The organism is Burkholderia sp. BCC1993, assembly GCF_905339865.1.
Taxonomy (GTDB): Bacteria; Pseudomonadota; Gammaproteobacteria; order Burkholderiales; family Burkholderiaceae; genus Burkholderia.
Genome location: NZ_CAJPGZ010000022.1, coordinates 22,936 through 43,499 on the forward strand (window position 1 = coordinate 22,936; position 20,564 = coordinate 43,499).

A 20,564-nucleotide genomic window follows, 5' to 3' on the forward strand; every position below is an offset into this window, starting at 1 on the left:
GATGTAACAAAACCTGTCCATCGCGCGCGGTTGTCGTCCCGTCGCAATGTACGCGTCAAGCGGACGTAAGCCAGTCGTCGAAAACCTGCTGTCCGGGCACGGTGACGCGCAGCACGCGCGGCCGTGCGGTGCGCTCGATCCAGCCGTGGGCGCAGAAGCTATCGAGCAGTGCCGCGCCGAGCGCGCCGCCGAGATGGGGGCGGCGCTCGCTCCAGTCGAGGCAGCCGCATGCGAAGCGGCGGCGGCGCGTGCGCTGCTGCGCGACGTCGATGCCCCAGCGCGCGAGCGCCTGGGTGCCGAGCTCGGTGGCTTCGATCGCGTCGCCGTCCGCCTGCAGCCAGCCGCGTGTGGTGAGCCCGTCGAAGATGCGGACCGCAAGTTCGCCGGCCATGTGGTCGTAGCAGGTGCGTGCGTAGCGCAGCTCGGCCGGCACCGCGCGCGACGGCGGCGGCACCGGACGGTTCGGCGCGGCCGCGCGGGCCACGTTCGCGAGCGCCTCGAGCGACGCCGCGATGTCGGCCGACGCGAGCCGGTAGTAGCGGTGCCGGCCGCGCACGTCGAGCGCGAGCAGGCCGCCTTCGGTCAGGCGCGCGAGGTGCGCGCTCGCCGCGGACGGCGACAGCCCTGCGATCATCGTCAGTTCGCCGGCCGGCCGCGCGCTGCCGTCCATCAGCACCCACAGCATCGCGGCGCGCCCCGGATCGGCGATCAGTGCGCCGATCCGGCTCAGGCCCGGAAAGTGGTGGTCGTCTTGATCGGTCATCGTCGTGTCTCGTCAGGCGGAATGACTGCAGTGTAGGTGCTGCGCACATTCGATGTTTCGTGTTCGGATGAAATGTCGGATGCGGCGCGGCGGCGCGCGACCCGCGGTCGCCGGCCGCGCACGCGTAGAATGGCCGGACGCGGCGGCAGTGGGCCGCCGGATGCGACACGATGCGACGATGAAGACGATTTTCTGCCTGTTGGCGGCCGCGTTCCTCTGCGCGGCCTGTGCGCAGGGCGGTGCGGGCGCCGCCGGCGAGCGGGGCGGCAGCCTCGAGATGTACGGGACGATCGATCAGGGCATCACGGTGCGCCGCTGACAGGCGTCGATTGCCGGTGCCGATGCCGGTTCAACGCACGGGGGCGGCCGGCCGTGCGGCGGGCACTGCGACGTGTTGCCGCAGTGCAACGTATAATGCGCCGATTGCCGTACCCCCGCCGCCTGGAGCTACCACGATGTCCCAACCATCCCCCGTACCGGCCGCCCTCGACCGCACCGAAACCGTATTCCGCTTCCTCGCCGAGCCGTCGTCCGTGAACTTCGGCGGCAAGGTGCATGGCGGCGCGCTGATGAAGTGGATCGACGAGGTCGCGTATGCGTGCGCGGCGGTCTGGTCGAGCCGCTATTGCGTGACGGTCAGCGTCGGCAACATCCGCTTCCAGCGTCCGATCCTCGTCGGCAACCTGGTCGAGTTGAAGGCGCGCGTCGTCGCGACGGGCCGCACCAGCATGCACATCCATGTGTCCGTGCACGCCGGCGATCCGAAGGGCGGCGTGCTGCGCCAGACGACCGACTGCCTCGTCGTGTTCGTCGCGGTCGACGAGAACGGCAACCCGGTGCCGGTGCCGCCGTTCGTGCCCGAGACCGACGAGCAGAAGGTGCTCGCGAAGTATGCGGCCGACGTGCGCGCCGCGCTCGACAAGATCGTCGAGATGAAGCCCGAGGAAGTGGCGAAGGGCACCGTCTGACGACAACGGGCGCAGCGTTCGCGCCGCGCCCGTCGCATCATCGCGTCGCACCCGCGATTACCGCGATCCGATCATCTCCTCGGGACGCACCCACGCGTCGAATTCCGCCTCGGTCAGGTAGCCGAGCGCAAGCGCGGCGGCCTTCAGCGTCGTGCCTTCCTTGTGCGCCTTCTTCGCGATCTGCGCGGCCTTGTCGTAGCCGATGTGCGGATTGAGCGCCGTCACGAGCATCAGCGATTCGTTCAGCAGCAGGTCGATGCGCGCGCGGTTCGGCTCGATGCCCGCCGCGCAGTGGTCGTTGAAGCTCTGCGCGCCGTCGGCGAGCAGCCGCACCGACTGCAGCACGTTGTGCGCGATCATCGGCCGGAACACGTTCAACTCGAAATTGCCGCTGGCGCCGCCGACGTTCACCGCGACGTCGTTGCCGAACACCTGGCAGCACAGCATCGTCACGGCTTCCGACTGCGTCGGGTTCACCTTGCCCGGCATGATCGAGCTGCCCGGCTCGTTTTCCGGAATCGACAGTTCGCCGAGCCCGCAGCGCGGCCCGCTCGCGAGCCAGCGGACGTCGTTGGCGATCTTCATCAGGCCGGCCGCGACCGTCTTCAGCGCGCCGTGCGCGAACACCAGCGCGTCGGCGGCCGCCATCACCTCGAACTTGCTCGGCGCGGTCACGAACGGCAGCGTCGTCAGCCTGCCGATCTCGTCGGCGACGCGCACCGCGAACTCCGGATGCGCGTTCAGCCCGGTGCCGACGGCGGTGCCGCCGAGCGCGAGTTCGTACAGGTGCGGCAGCGCCGATTCGACGTGCCGAATGCCCTGGTCGAGCTGCGCGACGTAACCGGAAAATTCCTGCCCGAGCGTGAGCGGCGTCGCGTCCTGCAGGTGCGTGCGGCCGATCTTCACGATATCGGCGAAGGCCTTCGACTTCGTGTCGAGCGTCGCGCGCAGCGTGCGCAGCGCGGGCAGCAGATGGTTGACGATCGCGTACGCGGCCGCGACGTGCATCGCGGTCGGGAACACGTCGTTCGACGACTGGCCGCGGTTCACGTCGTCGTTCGGGTGGACCTTGCGTGCTTCGCCGCGCTCGCCGCCGAGCAGTTCGCTCGCCCGGTTCGCGATCACCTCGTTGAGGTTCATGTTGGTCTGCGTGCCGGAGCCCGTCTGCCACACGGCGAGCGGGAATTCGCGCGGATGCTTGCCCGCGATGATCTCGTCGGCCGCGTCGATGATCGCGCGCGCCTTGTCGTCGGCCAGCACGCCGAGCGACTGGTTCACGGCGGCCGCGGCACGCTTGACGATCGCGAGCGCGTGGATCAGCTCGGGCGACTGCTTCTCCGTCGAGATCCGGAAATTCTGCAGCGAGCGTTCCGTCTGCGCGCCCCAGAGCCGGTTGGCCGGCACGGCGATCTCGCCGAACGTGTCGCGTTCCATCCGAACTGCTTCGTTCATGATGCACTCCTCTTGGGAAGGGGAAAGGCCGCGCGTCGCGCGGCGTCTGGCGTATCGTGAGGCAGTCGCGCCGCTGGCGCGACGTGTTGGGACTTCAACCGACAAGCATAGCGCCGGCCGCGATTTTGCGTCGTGTCGCGCTCAGCGCGTCGATGCGACGAGCGACGCGCTCTTCAGATGGAAGCGCCAGGCCATCAGCGCGGCGACGCTGGCGAGGCCGGCCGCGAGCCCCCACCACAGGCCGCGTGCGCCGAGGCCTGCATGGAACGCCAGCCAGTAACCGGTCGGGAAGCCGATGCCCCAGTAGCCGAGGGTCGCCGCGAGCATCGGGATGCGCGTATCGCGCAGTCCGCGCAGCGCGCCCGACCCGACGGTCTGCATGCCGTCGACGATCTGGAACACCGCGGCAATGCCGAGGAGCGACGCGGCCAGCGACACGGTCGCCGCGTTGGCCGGATCGTCGAGCTGGAGGTACAGGCCGACGATCGCATGCGGCACGACGATCAGCACGAGCCCCGACAGCGACATGAACGCGACGCCGAGGCCGAGCGCGACGAAGCCCGCATGCCGCGCGGCGACCGGCTGGCCGGCACCGACCCAGTAGCCGACCCGCACGTTGGCGGCCTGGCCGATCGCGAGCGGCACCATGAACGCCACCGACGCGACGTTCAGCGCGATCTGGTGCGCGGCAAGCGACGTTGCGCCGAGCACGCCGATGGTCAGGCCCGTGGCGAGAAACAGCGTCGATTCGACCCCGTACGTGATCGCCACCGGCCAGCCGATGCCGATCAGTTCGCCCATCATCGGCAGTTTCGGGCGCGCGGCGGTCACGAAATGGCGGAACCGCTGGCGGCCGTGCAGCAGCCAGATCAGCGCGAGCGCGGTGAGCCAGATGGTGATGGTCGTCGCGACCGCCGAGCCGAGGAAGCCGAGCCGCGGCAAGCCGAAGGCGCCGTGGATCAGCCCGTAGTTCAGCACGCCGTTCACGCCGACGCCGCCGATCGACACCCACAGCAGCCGCCGGGCGGCGCCGATCGCCGGCAGGAAGGCGCGCATCAGCCCGACGCCGATCAGGCTGCCGAGCGCCGCGAACCGCAGGATGCCGGTGTACTCGCCGACGTGACGCGCGAGCGTGGGCGGCTCGTGGAACATCAGCAGGATCGGTTCGGACAGCGACAGCGCGACGATCGCCGGAATCGCGAGCAGCACGGACAGCACGAAGCCGGTCCAGTAGATGTGCGGCACGCGGTGTTCCGCCTGCGCGCCGCGCGCATGCGCGACGCTTACGCTGACCGACGACAGCACACCCTGCAGCACGGTCACGATGACGAAGAAGAAGTTCGCGCCGAGGCCGCCCGCCGCGAGCGAATCGGGGCCGAGCGAGCCGAGCAGCACCGTGTCGGTGACGCTCATCGCCATTTGCGAGAGTTGCGCGATCGCGAGCGGCGCGGCGAGGCGCGCGGTATCGGCGGCATGACTGGACAGCGACGGCGGCGCGGCGGCCGTCCGCGTAAGACCGGAATGCGACATGGAATGGGCGCTCGCGCGGGTGCGGGCCCGCGCTGTCTGTATTTATTTTGAGAGACGGCTAGCTTACGGCTTTATTCGAACGGTGTCGAACGCGCGCGCCGATGGCCATGTCACGGTCAGGGGGAACCGCTATGCGTCGTGAACCGCGATCCGCGTATCGCCGAACAGCACGACCTGGCCCGCGCGGATCTTGCAGGTCTTGCGCAGTTCGATCACGCCGTCGACTTTCACCGCGCCGGACGCGACGAACATCTTCGCGGTGCCGCCGCTGTCCGCGAGGCCGGTGATCTTGAGAAGGTTGTGCAGCTCGACGTATTCGCCGGTCAGCGTGAAATCCAGGTTGGGCATGACGAAGGAGGCGCGCGATGCGCGGGAGGAATCGCCCCGCATCATACGGCACCGCGGGCCGGCGCGCGAGTGCGGCCGCGCGCGCATGTTTGCGCCCCGTAGTTGTTAAGGACTGTGAGCGATTCGTCAGCAAATGAAACGGTGGGTAACAGTCTGAGAGATTCGAGAACCGGCCGTGCCGCCCGCGGGTCTTTCGTCGTACCTGCTGCGTGTTGCGGCAGGGGACGCGACGGAGCGTATCGATGCGCTCCGCGCCCACAACTTCTTGAGGAGGATAGTCATGTCCAAGATTCGTACGATGCTGATCGGTGCCGCGCTGACGGCGTTCGCCACTTCGGCCGCATTCGCGCAGACCGGCGTTGCGGCGCAGGGCACCGCAGGCGCCGGCGTGCAGGCGCAGGCTCCGGCAGCAGGGGCAGGCGCGGGTATGCAGGGTGGTGCCGACGCGAACGCGTCGGGCAACGCGGTCGGCGGTGCGACCGATGCGGTTGGCGCGGCAGCCGACGGCGCGAAGGATACGGCGGCGTCGTCGGTCCGCTCGACCAAGAAGCACGCGAAGCATGCGGCGAAGTCGGCCAAGCATCGCGCCGGCTCGGCGAAGTCGAAGGTCGGCGACGAAGCGGTCGAAGGTGGTGTGTCGGCCGGCGTGCAGGGCGGTGCATCGGCCTCGGGCGCCGCACAGTAAGCGGCACCCCGACGTCGCACGACGCTCGCCCCGGACGGCGCGTCGTGACGGCGATCGACCGGCGGCCCGGTTCGCTTCGCGCGAACCGGGCCGTTCTTCATGCGTGGACGCGGGCCGTCACGGCCGGCGCTGCTCCGGCCCCGGTCCGTGCGCCGGTCGTGCCGCGGACGGGGTAAATACGCCACGCAGCCACGCGGCGAGCCGCGCGAATACGTCGTACGGCTCATCGACGAAGAGCTCGGGCTTCAGCAGCCGCAGATATTCCATGATCTGCTGCGCTTCCTGTTTCTGGAACGAGCCGTGCGCGAGCCCGAGCCGCAGCAGGCCGCGCAGTTCGCCGAGCTTGTCGCGCGCGGCGCTGCCGACGCTCATCTCGCACGCGAGCTTCGCCTCGTAGACGCGCTGGCGCAGCGATTCCGCGAGCCGCCACGCGGGCGTCTGCATCGATTCCTCGAGCGCCTGGATGTCGTGCACCGCGCTCTTGATCTGCGCCGCGAGCGGATCGACGAGCGACGCATCGCCCTGTGCTTCGGCGACGATCGCCTTGGCCCAGTCGCGGCACGCCTTCACGAGCTCGTCGGGCGTCCATTCGGAGCGCGACGCGAAGCCGAAGCCGAATTCGCCGGCCTGCCGCATCAGGATCGCGACGACGTCCGGGAATTCCTTGTCGAGCGTGCGCTTCGCCCACGCGTACTGGCCGCCCTCGAGCATCCGCTGCACGGCATGCTCGGTCAGCGGCACCATGTTGTCGAGCAGCTTGGCGCGCAGGAAATCCTCGAACGACGGCGTCGCGAACTGCGGGTCGAGTTTCAGCGACACGCGCACGAACGCGTCGTAGTCCTTGCGCAGGGACGCAAGCGTGTCGTCCTTGAGGGAAAGGGTGATCTGGCCCATGAATCGTCTCGATGGCGGCCCGCGCGGGCCGGCGGCCGACCCCGCGCACCGGTGCGGGCGCGGCGTCGACGGACCGGTTCGCGCCGAGGCTGATGGCGGGTCTTCACATCCTATATCGGCGCGCCGGACGGAAACTTGAGCGCGGCCGGCGAGGTCCGCTCAGGCCGGCAGCCAGTGCGGCATCACGACCCCTTGCCAGAAGAAGAACACCGCGAGCCCGACCGCGATCGTCACGAGCGGCCGGCGTGTCGTCGCCGACACGAGCACGGCGGCGAGCGCGCCGACGAGCTGCGGATTGCGCCAGGTCAGCTCGGCCGCGCCGCCGTGCGGCGAGACGGTCATCGGCACGATGATCGCGGTCAGCACGGTGACGGGCACGAAGCCGAGCGCGGTCCGCACGAGCGGCGGGAAGGTCAGCCGCTCGCCGAACAGGAACAGCGTCGTCCGGATCGCATAGGTGATCACGGCCATCCCGAGGATCAGCAGCGCGTAGCTCACGATGCGGCCTCCGTGCGTGAAGCGGCACGCGAACGCTCGTGCAGCAGCGTGAGTGCGACGCCGACCACGACGCCGGCGGCGACCGCGCCCAGCAGCCCGAGCTTGTACGGCCAGCCCTGCCAGAAGTACGCGAGCGTGCCGGCCGTCGCGGCGGCCGCCAGGTAGCGCAGCGTGCCGAGCTGCGGGACGACGATCGCGATGAAGGTCGCCGCCATCGCGAAATCGAGGCCGAGCGACTGGAGGCCCGGGAAGGCCGCGCCGAAGCCGATGCCCGCGAGCGTCCAGACCTGCCAGTTCAGATACATCGCGAGGCCCGAGCCGAAGAAGTAGTGCGGGCCGATCGCGCCGGGCGGGAAGTGCCGGTAGTGCGCGTAGGCGACCGCGAACACCTCGTCGGTCATCAGCGCGCCGAGCGTCGCGCGCCAGCGCAGCGGCAGGTGCGCGACGTACGGCGCGAGCGTCGCGCTGTACAGCAGGTGACGCAGGTTCACGATCAGCGTCGTCGCGAGCACGACGACGAAGCTCGCGCTGCCCGCGATCAGGCCGAGCGCGATGAATTGCGCGGAGCCCGCGAACACCGCGAGCGACATCAGCGCGCCGTGCCATGCGGCGAGCGGGCCGCCGCCGACGAGCGTGCCGAAGATCACGCCGAACGGTGCCGCGCCGATCATCATCGGGATCGTGTCGCGTGCACCGTCGAGCCATTCGTTGAGCGGGCGGCGAGGCGGGGGCGTAGGTGCGGGTGTGGGGTTCAAGGGGCGCGTCTCCATGAAATGGAGGATAGCGGGGTGATGCAGCGGCGGCTTGTATGTTCTTGCGCCCGCGCGGGTGCCGATGGCGCTGCGTGCGGGTTGCCGTCCGTTGTCGAAGGCAGGGAGGGGCGTCAGCGCGCCTGCCAGCGTCCGGGCGGCACGCCGAACATCCGTTTGAAATGCCGCGTGAAGTGACTCTGGTCGACGAAGCCGCTGGCTGCGGCGACATCGGCGATCGGCACACCCGCGCGCAACGGCGCAAGCGCGCGCTGCAGCCGCAGCTGGTTGCGCCACGCATGCGGCGGCATCCCGGTCGTGCGCGTGAACAGGCGCGCCGCGTGAAACGGAGACAGGCCGGCGGCCTGCGCGACGTCGTCGAGCGTGACCGTGCCCGTGAGATCGGCGGCGAGCCGTTCGCGCATCGCGTCGACGCGCGGTTCGTCGGCCGCGAGCGCCGCCGGTTGCAGCCGCGCGTCGGCATGGCGCGCGATCAGTGTCGACAGTGCATCGAGCATCGCCGTTTCGGCGGCGAGCGGATCGTAGGCGCGCAGTGTCGCAGCGGCCGGGTCATTGGCGGCCGGCTGCTCGCGGGGGTGGAACGGCGGCATGCGTTCGCTGCCGGCTTCCATCATCCGGTGGGCCAGCGCGAGCCGAGCCGCGAGATCGGTGTCGCGGATCACGTCGGACGGGAACCATGGCGCATCCTGCGGTCGCCCCGCGATCGCGCTCGCGAGCGCGCGAATGTAGTCGACCGGCACGTAGCTCACGCGATAGCACCAGCCTTCGTCGGTCGCGCGCGAGCCCGTGTGCACTTCGCCGGGATTGATCACGGGCACGGTGCCCGTTTCGGCGACATGGCCGCTGCCGCGGCAGGTGTAGCGCTCCGCACCCTCGAGGATCACGGGGATCGTGTACGCGTCGTGCCAGTGCGGCGCGAACGTGTGGTCGCGATAGGTGGCGGTGAGTAGATCCGCGTCCGGCAGCAGCGGCGTGCGCCAGTAACGTGCGGAGTCCGGAAGAAGGCGGGGGGCGGACATGGTCGGGCGCGAGGGCGGTCGAATCGACAGTGTAGCGCTCGCGCGCCCGGCCGGCGCGGGCTTACTTGACCGGAATCGTCGTGCCGGCCGGCATCGGCACGGCGGTCACGGCGTTCTTCGGGCTGCCGCTGACGATGCGGTCGCTGTAGGTCAGGTAGACGAGCGTGTTGCGCTTCTTGTCGACCACGCGCACGACGTGCAGCGTCTTGAAGATGAACGACATCCGTTCGCTGAACACGTCGGTCTGCTGCTTGAGCGGCTCCTTGAAGCTGAGCGGGCCGACTTGCCGGCACGCGATCGACGCTTCGCTCGGATCCTCGGCGACGCCGAGCGTGCCCTTGATCCCGCCGGTGCGTGCCCGCGACACGTAGCAGGTGACGCCCGTCACGAGCGGATCGTCGTACGCTTCGACGACCACGCGGTCGGAGCCCGTCACGCGGAAATGGGTGTTGACGCTGCCGACTTCCTCCGCGTGCGCGAGCGGCGCGGTGGCAAAGGCGGAGAGCAGAAGGGCGAACGACGCGGCGGAAAGGAGGCGGTGCTTCATCGACGGAACCGGATGCGAATGCGGGACAGAAACTCTAGCATGCGCGGCGGTGACCGGCGGGCGCCGGAAAAACAAAAGGCCCGTCGAATGACGGGCCTTTTGTTGTCTGGCTCCCCGACCTGGGCTCGAACCAGGGACCTACGGATTAACAGTCCGGCGCTCTACCGACTGAGCTATCGGGGAATAAATCGGTACATCTGCCTGCGTGTTCGGTAACCAACAAAAAACCCGTCCACTTTCAACGGGCCTTTGTTTTTTGGCTCCCCGACCTGGGCTCGAACCAGGGACCTACGGATTAACAGTCCGGCGCTCTACCGACTGAGCTATCGGGGAACAAACAACAACAGCAGAGAAACGAGATTGTATGGAGTGTTCGCTAACCTGTCAACACTTTTGAGCGGCGGCGCACCAAAAAATTTTACGGCGCCGCTGCGCGATCAGCGCTCGAGCAGGTGCAGCTTGTCCTGCACGTCCTTCCACTCGTCCGCGTCGGCCGGTGCCGGCTTGGTCTTCGTGATCGACGGCCAGTTCTTGGCCAGCTCGGCGTTCAGCTCGGTGAACTGCTGCTGGTCGCCCGGAACGTCTTCTTCGGCATAGATCGCATTGGTCGGGCACTCGGCGACGCACACGGCGCAGTCGATGCACTCGTCCGGATCGATGGCGAGAAAGTTGGGACCTTCACGGAAGCAATCCACCGGGCACACATCCACGCAATCCGTGTATTTGCACTTGATGCAGCCTTCGGTCACAACGTGAGTCATTAAAACGCTCCTGCTTGGCGGTATATATGGGGGTGGCGTGTGCGCCAAAAGCGGCATTGTAACTGAAGCGCAAAACCCGCATGGCGTGGTCGGCTTTCCGGCTTATATCGTTTCGTGATTAGTTTATGGGGCCGGCGGCGGGCGCGGCGCGTGCGGCCGCGCGCCCGGCGCGTCGGGCAGGGCGGTTTCACGATGGTCGGGCCCGCATTCGGGTAACATGACCGACAGACCGGGCGGCGCGCGGTGCGCCGGGGCCCTGTCACGATATTGGCGGTGCCGTAATCATGATCATCACTTCGCTGCTCGACACGGATCTCTACAAGTTCACGATGATGCAGGTCGTCCTGCATCACTTTCCTGCCGCAAACGTCGAGTACCGGTTCCGGTGTCGCACGCCCGGCGTCGATCTCGTGCCGTACATCGACGAGATCCGCGACGAGGTGCGCGGCCTGTGTGCGCTGCGCTTCACCGACGACGAACTCGACTACCTGCGGCGCATGCGCTTCATCAAGGGCGACTTCGTCGACTTCCTCGCGCTGTTCCACCTGAACGAGAAGTACATTTCGATCACGCCTTCGCCGAAGGGCAACGGCGAGATCGACATCGTGATCGAAGGGCCGTGGCTGCACACGATCCTGTTCGAGATCCCGGTGCTCGCGATCGTCAACGAGGTCTATTTCCGCAACACGCAGCGCGAGCCCGACTATCGCGAAGGCCGCGAGCGGCTGGGCGAGAAGATCAAGCTGCTCGGCGCGAAGCCAGAGTTCGCCGACTGCAAGATCGCCGACTACGGCACGCGCCGGCGCTTCTCGAAGGTCTGGCACGAGGAGGTCGCGCTGACGCTGCGCGACGGGCTCGGGCCGCAGTTCGCGGGCACGAGCAACGTGTTCTACGCGATGAAGCACGGCCTGACGCCGCTCGGCACGATGGCGCATGAATACCTGCAGGCCTGCCAGGCGCTCGGCCCGCGGCTGCGCGATTCGCAGACCTACGGTTTCGAGATGTGGGCGAAGGAGTATCGCGGCGACCTCGGGATCGCGCTGTCGGACGTCTACGGGATGGACGCGTTCCTGAACGACTTCGACATGTACTTCTGCAAGCTGTTCGATGGCGCGCGCCACGATTCGGGCGATCCGTTCGAGTGGGGCGAGCGCATGCTGCGCCACTACGAGGCGAACCGCTGCGATCCGCGTACCAAGGTGCTGGTGTTCTCGGACGCGCTCGACATCCCGAGGGTCATGCAGCTGTACGAACGGTTCCGCGGCCGCTGCAAGCTTGCGTTCGGCGTCGGCACCAACCTCACGAACGATCTCGGCTACGTGCCGCTGCAGATCGTGATCAAGATGGTCCGCTGCAACGGACAGCCGGTCGCGAAGCTGTCGGATACGCCGGGCAAGAGCATGTGCGACGACAAGGCGTATCTCGCGTACCTGCGCCAGGTGTTCGGCATCGCGCAGCCGGCCGACGACGCCGCATCGTAGCAAGCGTCGGCCGTCCGGCGAGGTGCGTCGCGGCGGGGGCGGCCGGTATAATCCGACGGTATCGCACGCCAACGTCACGAGGACCGTTCATGGACACTTCCGCTGCCCGTCGCCAGATCCTCGCACGCATTCGCGCGGCGCAAGGACGCGCGCCCGAACCCGATGCAGCGGAGCGCGACGGCGTCGCCGACTATCTCGCCCGTCATCCCGAGGGGCCGCGCCCGCCGATGCCGGCCGACCTCGTCGCCGCATTCGTCGATGAAGCGGCGCGCCTGTCGACGACGGTCGACGAAGTCGCGACGCTGGCCGACGCGCCCGCCGCCGCTGCCCGCTATCTTTCCGCTCACGGCTTGCCGATGCAGGCCGTCGCATGGCGCACGCTGGCCGAGCTCGACTGGGCCGGCGCCGGCCTGTCGGTCGAATGCCGCAAGCCGCGCGACGGCGATCTCGTCGGCCTCACCGGCTGCTTTTGCGCCACCGCCGAAACGGGCTCGCTGGTACTGCTGTCCGGCCCCGACACCTATGCATCGGCCGGCCTGCTGCCGGAGACCCACATCGCGATCGTGCCGGCGTCGCGGATCGTCGCGGGCCATGAAGACGCATTCGCGCTGATTCGCGCGGAGCGCGGCGAATTGCCGCGCGCGGTCAATTTCGTATCGGGTCCGTCGCGCACCGGCGATATCGAGCAGACCATCGTGCTGGGCGCACACGGCCCGTACCGCGTTCACGCAATCATCGTGCGCGGTGCATGACGATCGCGTCCGATCGATCCTCACTCGACTCACTCGCACAAGGAAGTTCTGCATGAAACGACATGCCGCCTGGGCGGGCATGGCGTCGGGAGCCGCGCTTGGCGCCGTTCCCGCGCTCGCATCGGCCGCCACGCTCGACGGTGCCACGCTGTCCGCACTCTGGGGCATCCCGTTCGCCGGGATCCTGCTGTCCATCGCGGTGTTCCCGCTTGTCGCGCCGGTGTTCTGGCATCACCACTTCGGCAAGATCGCCGCGGCGTGGGCGATCGCGTTTCTGGTCCCGTTCGCGGTCGCGTTCGGCGCGGGCGCGGCGTTCGGTACGCTGGTGCACGCGCTGCTCGAGGAGTACATCCCGTTCATCGTGCTGCTGACCGCGCTGTATACGGTCGCCGGCGGCATTTGCGTCAACGGCAACCTGCACGGCACGCCGAAGCTGAACACCGCGATCCTCGCGCTCGGTACGCTGCTCGCGAGCGTGATGGGCACGACGGGCGCCGCGATGCTGCTGATCCGGCCGCTGCTGCGCGCGAACGACAATCGCAAGCACGTCGTGCACGTCGTGATCTTCTTCATCTTCCTCGTCGCGAACGCGGGCGGCTCGCTGTCGCCGCTCGGCGATCCGCCGCTGTTCCTCGGCTTCCTGAACGGCGTGAGCTTCTTCTGGACGACCACGCATCTCGCGCTGCCGATGCTGTTCATCTGCGCGGTGCTTCTGACGCTGTTCTTCGTGCTCGATACGTACTTCTACCGGAAGGGCGGCGAGGAGCGGCCGGTCGTGCTCGACCCGACCCCCGACGGTGGCGCGCTGTCGATCGACGGCAAGGTCAACTTCGTGCTGCTCGCGGCCGTGATCGGCCTCGTGCTGATGAGCGGCATCTGGAAGCCGGGCATCACGTTCGACGTGTGGGGCACGCACGTCGCGCTGCAGAATCTCGTGCGCGACGTCGCGCTGGTTGTCGTGGCACTCGCGTCGCTCGCGCTGACGCCGCGCTCCGCGCGCGAAGGCAACGCGTTCAACTGGGCGCCGATCGAGGAGGTCGCGAAGCTGTTCGCGGGGATCTTCGTGACGATCGCGCCGGTGATCGTGATCCTGCGCGCGGGGGCGGACGGTGCGTTCGCGCAGATCGTCCATCTCGTGACGGGGGCGGACGGCAAGCCGATCGATGCGATGTACTTCTGGGCGACCGGCCTGTTGTCGTCGTTCCTCGACAACGCGCCGACCTACCTCGTGTTCTTCAACCTCGCGGGCGGCGATGCGCAAGCGCTGATGACGGCGGGCGCGACGACGCTCGCCGCGATCTCCGCGGGGGCGGTGTTCATGGGCGCGAACAGCTACATCGGCAATGCGCCGAACTTCATGGTGAAGGCGATCGCGGAATCGCGCGGCGTGAAGATGCCGAGCTTCTTCGCGTATCTCGGCTGGGCGTTCGCCATACTGGTACCTGTATTCCTGCTGACGTCGCGGATCTTCTTCACGGCGTAGGCTGACGATTTTCAACCAAGCGCGGACGGTTCGGGCGGCGCACGATGCGCCGCGTTCCGGCCGCGGCATGCGGAGATGGCGATGCAGAAGATCCTGGTCGCACGTCCGATCTTTCCGGACGTGATCGAACGGCTCGAGCAGTATTTCGAAGTCGACTGGAACAACGGCGACGCGCTCGCCCCGGATGCGCTCGCCGCGCGTCTCGCGGACAAGGACGGCGCGCTGACGGCGGGCGACCCGGTCGGCGCGGCTGCGCTCGCGGCGGCGCCGCGCCTGCGCGTCGTGTCGAACATGGCGGTCGGCTACAACAACTTCGACATGGCCGCGTTCAACGCGGCGAACGTCCTCGGCACCAACACGCCCGACGTGCTGAACGAATCGACCGCGGATTTCGGCTGGGCGCTGATGATGGCCGCCGCGCGCCGGATCGCCGAATCCGAGCACTGGCTGCGCGCCGGGCACTGGCAGAAGTGGGCGTACGACGGTTTCCTCGGCGGCGACATTCACGGCTCGACGCTGGGCGTCATCGGCATGGGGCGCATCGGCCAGGCGCTCGCACGCCGCGCGCGCGGCTTCGGGATGCAGGTGATCTATCACAACCGGTCGCGGGTCGCGCCCGAGATCGAGGCCGAGCTGAACGCCGAATACGTGTCGAAGGATGCGCTGCTCACGCGTGCCGATCACGTCGTGCTGGTGCTGCCGTACACGAAGGAGAACCATCACACGATCGGCGCGGCCGAACTCGCGAAGATGAAGCCGACCGCGACGCTGACCAACATCGCGCGCGGCGGCATCGTCGATGACGCGGCGCTGGCCGTCGCGCTGCGCGACGGGACGATCGCCGCGGCCGGCCTCGACGTGTTCGAAGGCGAGCCGAGCGTGCACCCGGCGCTGCTCGAGGTGCCGAACGTCGTGCTGACGCCGCATATCGCGAGCGCGACCGAAAAGACGCGCCGCGCGATGGCGAACCTCGCGGCCGACAACCTGATCGCCGCGCTGGGCGAAGGGCCGCGCGCGGGGCAGCCGCCGAATCCGATCAACCCTGACGTGATCGGGAAGCCGCGCGCATGACGACGATGTTGTTGCTGGCGGCGGTCGTCGTGCTGGCCGTCGCGCTCGCGGTGGCGATCGTCGCGATCGTGCGCGGCGGCGGCGGCCACGACGACGCGGCCGTCCTCGGCGACCAGATCGAGGACGCCGCGCACGCGCAGGCGCTCGCGCTCGAGCGGCTCGAACGCGAGTTGCGCGGCGAGATCGTCGAGAATGCGCGCGGTTCGCGCACCGAGCTGGCCGGCAGTTTCTCGCAGCTTCAGCAGACGCTCGCGACGCAGCTGACGAGCATCGCGACCGTGCAGAACAACCAGATCGAAGGTTTCGCGCAACAGCTCGGCAAGCTCGTCGCGGGCAACGCGCAGCAGTTCGACGCGATGCGCGAGAGCGTGCAGCGCCAGGCGCAGCAGGCGCGCGAAGAGCAGACGGTCGCGCTGCGGCTGTTCGGCGATACGCTGAACCGGCAGCTCACGCAACTGACCGAGGCCAACGATCGCCGGATCGGCGAAGTGCGCGCGACGCTCGAGCAGCGGCTGAAGGAAATCGAGACGAACAACGCGGCGAAGCTCGAGGAGATGCGCCGCACCGTCGACGAGAAACTGCATGCGACGCTCGAACAGCGGCTCGGCGAATCGTTCAAGCTCGTGTCGGACCGGCTCGAGCAGGTGCACCGCGGGCTCGGCGAGATGCAGACGCTCGCGGCCGGCGTCGGCGACCTGAAGAAGGTGCTGACCAACGTGAAGACGCGCGGCACCTGGGGCGAGGTGCAGCTCGAGGCGTTGCTCGAGCAGATGCTCACGCCCGACCAGTATGCGAAGAACGTCGCGACGGTGCCGAAGAGCAGCGAACGCGTCGAGTTCGCGATCCGGCTGCCGGGCCGCGAAGCCGGCACGCGCGACGCGCCGCCGGTGTGGCTGCCGATCGACGCGAAGTTTCCGCGTGAGGACTACGAGCGCCTGATCGATGCGCAGGAGCGTGCCGATTCGGTGGCGGTCGAGGAGGCGGCCCGTGCGCTCGAGGCGCGCGTGCGGATGGAGGCGCGCACGATCGCCGAGAAGTACGTCGCACCCCCGCATACGACCGATTTCGCGCTGCTGTTCCTGCCGACCGAGGGGCTTTATGCGGAGATCCTGCGCCGCCCGGGGCTGACCGACCTGCTGCAGCGCGACTATCGCGTGACGGTGGCCGGGCCGACCACACTGACCGCGTTGCTGAACAGCCTGCAGATGGGCTTCCGCACGCTCGCGATCGAGCAGCGCTCGAGCGAGGTATGGCAGGTGCTCGGTGCGGTGAAGACCGAATTCGGCAAGTTTGGCGACGTGCTCGCGCGCACGAAGGCGCAGCTCGAGACGGTCACGCGTTCGATCGAGGCCGCCGAGCAGCGCACCCGCGTGATGAACCGCAAGCTGAAACAGGTCGAGGCGTTGCCGGGCGAGACGGCGGCCGGGCTGCTCGGCGCGGAAGCCGCCGACGGCGCCGATGCGGACGACGCATGACGCATCCCGCATGATGCACGCAGCCGAAACCGGCTGGAACGAAAAACGGGCGCTGCGGCGCCCGTTTTCCTTTGACACGGCGACCGGCGTGGCCGGCGCGCGTTCAGCGTGCGGCGAGCGCGTCCAGCGCGTCGCCGGTGACGCGTACGATGCGCCACTCCGGCAGCACGGTCGCGCCCATCTTCTCGTAGAAGTCGATCGCCGGCTGGTTCCAGTCGAGCACCGACCATTCGAAGCGAGCGCAGCGGCGCTCGACGGCGAGTGCCGCGAGGTGCTGCAGCATCGCGGTGCCGAGGCCCGTGCCGCGCTGTGACGGCTGCACGTACAGATCCTCGAGATACAGGCCGCGACGGCCGAGGAACGTCGAATAGTTGTGGAAGAACAGCGCATACGCGACGATCGCGCCGTCGCGCTCGGCCACCAGCGCTTCGGCGGCGGGGCGTTCGCCGAACAGCGCGTCGGCCAGGTCGGCGTCGCTCGCGACGAACAGGTGCGTGAGCTTTTCGAACTCGGCCAGCTCGCGCATCAGCGCGAGGATCGCGCCGACGTCGCGCGTTTCGGCCGCGCGGATCAGCGGCGTGCCGCTCACGCTTCCTCCGGAGGATCGGACAGCACGATCTCGATGCCGCCGAAGCGCGATGCGACCCAGTTGTACGCGTGGCAGGCGATCCACAGCAGCACGAAACCGAGGATCGCGTTCAGCAGCAGCGCGCTCAGGATCGTGCTCAGTTCGACCATCCCGTAGCGGATGTACGCGACCAGGATGCCGAGCAGCACGATCGGTACGCTGAACGTCAGGTAGACGAGGATCAGCGCCTTCGCGGTCTGCCCCGCAGCGATCGACGAGATTTGTTTCTTCATGTGCGGATTGCCCCCGTAGAGATATACCGATTGGAATTCAGATCAGGCCGTCGAGCGGCAGGATGTCGACCGGGGCGCCCGCGTCGACTGCCGCGGAATCGTGGCCCAGGACGATGAAACAGTTGGCGGCCGCGAGGCCGCTCAGCGATGCGGAACTCTGCGAACTGGCCGGCGCGACGTCCCACTGGCCGTCGGCGGCGCGCGTCGCAATGGCGCGCAGGTATTCGGTGCGGCCCGGGCGCTTTTTCAGTGCCTGCGTGCTGCGCGCCGGGTACATCGCCGGCGGCGGCGCATCCGTGCCGGCCAGCGTCAGCAGCGCGGGGCGCACGATTGCGTAGAACGTCACGGCGGAGGCGACCGGATTGCCGGGCAACCCGAAGAACAGCACGTGGCCGTCGCCGGTGCGCGCGAGCGTGCCGCACGCGAGCGGCCGGCCGGGCCGCAGCGCGAGGCTCGCGAAGGTCACGTCGCCGAGCCGCGCCATCACGTCGCGCGTGAAATCGGCTTCGCCGACCGACACGCCGCCGGACGTGATCACCGCGTCGGCCTGTGCGGCGACCGCATCGCGCAATGCGCGTTCGAGCGCGGCCGGATCGTCGCGGACGATCCCGAGATCGAGCGCGTCGATGTGCAGCCTTTCGAGCATCGCGACCAGCATCCCGCGATTGCTGTCGTACAGCGTGCCGCGGCCGAGCGGCTCGCCGGGTTCGCGCAGTTCGTCGCCGGTCGAGAATACGGCGACGCGCACGCGGCGGCGCACCGTGACTTCGCGCAACCCGAACGATGCGAGCAGGCCGAGATCGGACGGGCGCAGGATGCGGCCGGCGGCAAGCGCGCAGGCGCCGCGCGCGAGATCCTCGCCGGCGCGGCGGCAGTTTGCGCCGCGTGCGACGTCGTGTGCGGCGAAGCGGATGACGTCGCCGTCGACGCGCACGCGTTCCTGCGGAATGACCGTGTCGCATCCGGCCGGCATCGACGCGCCGGTCATGATGCGGATGCACGTGCCGGGCACCACGGCCCCATCGAACGGATGGCCGGCGAGCGCCGTGCCGGCGACCGTCAGCGTGCTGTCGGCGGCCGCTGCCAGCGCGACTGCGCTGCCGTCGAATGCATAGCCGTCCATCGCCGAGTTGTCGTATGCGGGAATGTCGAACGGCGCATTCACGTCGGCCGCGAGCACGCGGTCGAGGGCGTCATGCAGCGGCACCGTTTCGCACGCGTCGACCGGCACCGCGAACCGGCACGCGAGCGCCTGCGCATCGGCGAGCGACAGCGGGGCCGCGGAATCGGGTGCGGTTCGGGAGGCGGGCGAGGATTGCGTGATCATCAGTCGGACTGCGCCGCGAGGCGTATCGGGTTCGTGGCCGGTGGCGCGCGGAGGGCGCCGAAGCGCGAAGGCGCATGCGGCGGGCGGGAACGGATGCCGGTGCCGTCAGCGGCGGGCAAGCGCGGCAAGTTCCTGCCAGGAATTGGCATTGTAAAACGCACGCTCGTCGCGAAACTCGACTTCGACCGTCTTGTGGCGTGCGTACCACGCACGCACCTTGCGCTCGCCGGCCGCGAGCCTGGCCGCGAGATCGTCGGAGAGCGACGCGCGCAGCAGCGCGAAGGTCGGCTGCGGCGAACGCGCGTGGTGCGCGTCGACGGTCACCGCCATCGCGATGTCGGCCTGCTGCGCGTCGAGCGCCGCGTGCAGCCGCGCGACGAGATCGGCCGGCAAATAGGGCGTATCGCACGGCGAGCACGCGACGAGCGGTGCGCGCGCCGCGCGCATGCCGGCGAGCAGGCCCGCGAGCGGGCCGGGGAAATCGGGGGTTTCGTCCGGCACGATGCGCGCGTCGAACGGCGCACCGAGCTCGGCGTAGCGCGCGGCGTTGCGATTCGCGCTGATCAGCGTCTCGTCGACCTGCGGCGCGAGCCGGCGCAGCACGTGCAGCGCGAGCGGCGTACCGTCGAGCAGTTGCAGGCCCTTGTCGGCGCCGTCCATGCGCGTCGCGCGCCCGCCCGCGAGCAGCAGGCCGGTGATGGAAGGCGAGGCGGAAGCGGACATCGCGGGAAATCGGGGCGGGCGGCGCGCGTCAGCCGCCGATGTACGACATTTCGACGCGCTTGCCGGCGCCGTCGGGCGCGGTGTCGGCGGCCGCGCTGCCGCGCAGCTGCGAATAGCGGTCGGTGCGGGCCTGCCAGATCCGGGCGATCGCGGTCGCGATCTCGGCGTCGCTCGCGCCGCCGCGCACCAGTGCGCGCAGGTCATGGCCGGTCGACGCGAACAGGCACAGGTACAGCTTGCCTTCGGTCGACAGCCGCGCGCGCGTGCAGTCGCCGCAGAATGCCTGCGTGACGCTCGAGATCACGCCGATTTCGCCGCTGCCGTCCGCATAGCCCCAGCGCTGCGCGGTTTCCGCCGCCGTGTGCGGCTCGAGCGGCACGAGCGGGAACTGCTCGGCGATCCGTGCGACGACGTCCGCGGACGGCAGCACTTCGGTCATGTTCCAGCCGTTCGACGTGCCGACGTCCATGTATTCGATGAAGCGCAGGATCACGCCGGTGCCGCGGAAGCGCTCGGCCATCGGCAGGATCTCGCCGTCGTTGGTGCCGCGCTTCACGACCATGTTGACCTTGACCGGCGCGAGGCCCGCGGCCTGCGCGGCGAAGATGCCGTCGAGCACGTCGGCGCTCGCGAAGTCGGCATCGTTCATGCGCTTGAACAGCGTGTCGTCGAGCGCGTCGAGGCTGACCGTCACGCGTGTGAGGCCGGCATCCTTCAGCGCGCGAGCCTTGCGCGCGAGCAGTGAGCCGTTGGTGGTCAGCGTCAGGTCGAGCGGGCGGCCGTCGTGCGTCGTCAGGCGCGCGAGGCGCTCGATCAGGAATTCGAGGTTCTTGCGCAGCAGCGGCTCGCCGCCGGTGATCCGGATCTTTTCGACGCCGTGCGCGACGAACAGTCGTGCCACGCGCTCGATCTCTTCGTGCGTGAGCAGGGCGCTGTGCGGCAGGAACGGATAGTTCTTGTCGAACACGTCCCGCGGCATGCAGTACACGCAACGGAAGTTGCAGCGATCCGTCACCGAGATGCGCAGGTCGCGCAGCGGCCTGGCAAACGTGTCGGCCAGGGCGCCGTCAGGGGTATGCGCGACGCCGGAGATATCGGGCATCCCGCTGACGTCGGCGAGGGGAATGATGCGTCGGGACATGTTGAAAGAAGTGCG

The 20,564-nt window shown here is 68.8% G+C and carries 23 protein-coding genes and 2 tRNA genes; 8 read left to right on the plus strand and 17 right to left on the minus strand.

The features are described 5' to 3' along the window. Window positions 1–55: 55 nt before the first annotated feature. Window positions 56–763 carry a helix-turn-helix transcriptional regulator gene (locus U4Y91_RS31140; protein WP_321808280.1) on the minus strand — a complete coding sequence of 236 codons (708 nt, stop codon included), beginning with the start codon at window positions 761–763 and terminating at the stop codon, window positions 56–58. Between the two features lie 178 nt (window positions 764–941). Between U4Y91_RS31140 and U4Y91_RS31145 the strand changes: the two genes are divergently transcribed. Continuing rightward, complete coding sequence (locus U4Y91_RS31145; protein ID WP_185500387.1) at window positions 942–1,082, plus strand: hypothetical protein; 141 nt, start codon at window positions 942–944, stop codon at window positions 1,080–1,082. 136 nt (window positions 1,083–1,218) lie between these two features. Continuing rightward, window positions 1,219–1,731, plus strand: coding sequence for an acyl-CoA thioesterase (locus U4Y91_RS31150; RefSeq protein ID WP_014897688.1), 513 nt, complete (start codon window positions 1,219–1,221; stop codon window positions 1,729–1,731). A gap of 57 nt (window positions 1,732–1,788) precedes the next feature. On the opposite strand, the gene fumC is transcribed toward U4Y91_RS31150, so the two are convergent. The 3 genes from fumC to U4Y91_RS31165 form a co-directional block, all read right to left on the minus strand. After that, complete coding sequence (fumC, locus tag U4Y91_RS31155) at window positions 1,789–3,183, minus strand: class II fumarate hydratase (RefSeq protein ID WP_321808281.1); 1,395 nt, start codon at window positions 3,181–3,183, stop codon at window positions 1,789–1,791. A 141-nt stretch (window positions 3,184–3,324) separates the two neighbouring features. Then, on the minus strand, window positions 3,325–4,713 hold the full coding sequence (gene norM / locus U4Y91_RS31160) for a multidrug efflux MATE transporter NorM (protein ID WP_124487478.1): 1,389 nt from the start codon (window positions 4,711–4,713) through the stop codon (window positions 3,325–3,327). A gap of 129 nt (window positions 4,714–4,842) precedes the next feature. Continuing rightward, entirely contained in the window at window positions 4,843–5,061 is a 219-nt protein-coding gene (locus U4Y91_RS31165) for an RNA-binding S4 domain-containing protein (protein ID WP_321808282.1), read from the minus strand. Window positions 5,062–5,341: 280 nt separating this feature from the next. On the opposite strand from U4Y91_RS31165, the gene U4Y91_RS31170 reads away from it, so the two are divergent. Further along, window positions 5,342–5,746: a hypothetical protein gene (locus U4Y91_RS31170; RefSeq protein WP_321808283.1), complete on the plus strand. Its 405-nt coding sequence runs from the start codon at window positions 5,342–5,344 to the stop codon at window positions 5,744–5,746. A gap of 117 nt (window positions 5,747–5,863) precedes the next feature. Here the strand turns inward: U4Y91_RS31170 and U4Y91_RS31175 are convergent, their stop codons facing one another. The 8 genes from U4Y91_RS31175 to fdxA form a co-directional block, all read right to left on the minus strand. Then, entirely contained in the window at window positions 5,864–6,640 is a 777-nt protein-coding gene (locus U4Y91_RS31175; RefSeq protein ID WP_321808284.1) for a DUF4088 family protein, read from the minus strand. A gap of 159 nt (window positions 6,641–6,799) precedes the next feature. Continuing rightward, complete coding sequence (locus tag U4Y91_RS31180; protein WP_321808285.1) at window positions 6,800–7,138, minus strand: AzlD domain-containing protein; 339 nt, start codon at window positions 7,136–7,138, stop codon at window positions 6,800–6,802. Then, window positions 7,135–7,908, minus strand: a complete 774-nt coding sequence (locus tag U4Y91_RS31185) for an AzlC family ABC transporter permease (protein WP_321808286.1) — start codon at window positions 7,906–7,908, stop codon at window positions 7,135–7,137. Before U4Y91_RS31185 ends, U4Y91_RS31180 begins: the two co-directional genes overlap by 4 nt. A gap of 113 nt (window positions 7,909–8,021) precedes the next feature. Next, window positions 8,022–8,927, minus strand: coding sequence for an AraC family transcriptional regulator (locus U4Y91_RS31190; protein WP_321808287.1), 906 nt, complete (start codon window positions 8,925–8,927; stop codon window positions 8,022–8,024). Window positions 8,928–8,988: 61 nt separating this feature from the next. Further along, complete coding sequence (locus U4Y91_RS31195; RefSeq protein WP_321808288.1) at window positions 8,989–9,474, minus strand: CreA family protein; 486 nt, start codon at window positions 9,472–9,474, stop codon at window positions 8,989–8,991. Window positions 9,475–9,581: 107 nt separating this feature from the next. Continuing rightward, window positions 9,582–9,657, minus strand: a tRNA-Asn gene (locus U4Y91_RS31200). Window positions 9,658–9,731: 74 nt separating this feature from the next. Beyond that, window positions 9,732–9,807, minus strand: a tRNA-Asn gene (locus U4Y91_RS31205). A 104-nt stretch (window positions 9,808–9,911) separates the two neighbouring features. After that, window positions 9,912–10,235 (minus strand): ferredoxin FdxA, encoded by a 324-nt coding sequence (fdxA, locus tag U4Y91_RS31210; protein WP_011544919.1) that lies wholly within the window; start codon window positions 10,233–10,235, stop codon window positions 9,912–9,914. A 284-nt stretch (window positions 10,236–10,519) separates the two neighbouring features. On the opposite strand from fdxA, the gene pncB reads away from it, so the two are divergent. From pncB to U4Y91_RS31235, 5 genes are all read left to right on the plus strand, one after another. Continuing rightward, complete coding sequence (gene pncB / locus U4Y91_RS31215) at window positions 10,520–11,716, plus strand: nicotinate phosphoribosyltransferase (protein WP_321808289.1); 1,197 nt, start codon at window positions 10,520–10,522, stop codon at window positions 11,714–11,716. A gap of 89 nt (window positions 11,717–11,805) precedes the next feature. Then, a complete protein-coding gene (locus U4Y91_RS31220) occupies window positions 11,806–12,468 on the plus strand; it encodes a lactate utilization protein C (RefSeq protein ID WP_321808290.1) in 663 nt (220 codons plus the stop codon). Between the two features lie 52 nt (window positions 12,469–12,520). Further along, window positions 12,521–13,951 (plus strand): sodium:proton antiporter, encoded by a 1,431-nt coding sequence (locus U4Y91_RS31225; protein ID WP_321808291.1) that lies wholly within the window; start codon window positions 12,521–12,523, stop codon window positions 13,949–13,951. A gap of 81 nt (window positions 13,952–14,032) precedes the next feature. Beyond that, a complete protein-coding gene (locus U4Y91_RS31230; protein WP_321808292.1) occupies window positions 14,033–15,022 on the plus strand; it encodes a D-glycerate dehydrogenase in 990 nt (329 codons plus the stop codon). Then, window positions 15,019–16,497 carry a DNA recombination protein RmuC gene (locus tag U4Y91_RS31235; protein WP_321808293.1) on the plus strand — a complete coding sequence of 493 codons (1,479 nt, stop codon included), beginning with the start codon at window positions 15,019–15,021 and terminating at the stop codon, window positions 16,495–16,497. Before U4Y91_RS31230 ends, U4Y91_RS31235 begins: the two co-directional genes overlap by 4 nt. A gap of 103 nt (window positions 16,498–16,600) precedes the next feature. Here U4Y91_RS31235 and U4Y91_RS31240 read toward each other — a convergent pair whose 3' ends face one another. The 5 genes from U4Y91_RS31240 to moaA form a co-directional block, all read right to left on the minus strand. Further along, entirely contained in the window at window positions 16,601–17,086 is a 486-nt protein-coding gene (locus U4Y91_RS31240; protein ID WP_124487468.1) for a GNAT family N-acetyltransferase, read from the minus strand. Further along, complete coding sequence (locus U4Y91_RS31245) at window positions 17,083–17,358, minus strand: hypothetical protein (protein ID WP_006476519.1); 276 nt, start codon at window positions 17,356–17,358, stop codon at window positions 17,083–17,085. The genes U4Y91_RS31240 and U4Y91_RS31245 overlap by 4 nt, the downstream gene beginning before the upstream one ends. A gap of 37 nt (window positions 17,359–17,395) precedes the next feature. Beyond that, a complete protein-coding gene (glp, locus tag U4Y91_RS31250; protein ID WP_321808294.1) occupies window positions 17,396–18,685 on the minus strand; it encodes a gephyrin-like molybdotransferase Glp in 1,290 nt (429 codons plus the stop codon). Window positions 18,686–18,790: 105 nt separating this feature from the next. Next, a complete protein-coding gene (mobA, locus tag U4Y91_RS31255) occupies window positions 18,791–19,408 on the minus strand; it encodes a molybdenum cofactor guanylyltransferase MobA (protein ID WP_321808295.1) in 618 nt (205 codons plus the stop codon). A 28-nt stretch (window positions 19,409–19,436) separates the two neighbouring features. Continuing rightward, complete coding sequence (gene moaA, locus U4Y91_RS31260; protein WP_321808296.1) at window positions 19,437–20,549, minus strand: GTP 3',8-cyclase MoaA; 1,113 nt, start codon at window positions 20,547–20,549, stop codon at window positions 19,437–19,439. Between the last annotated feature and the right edge of the window lie 15 nt (window positions 20,550–20,564).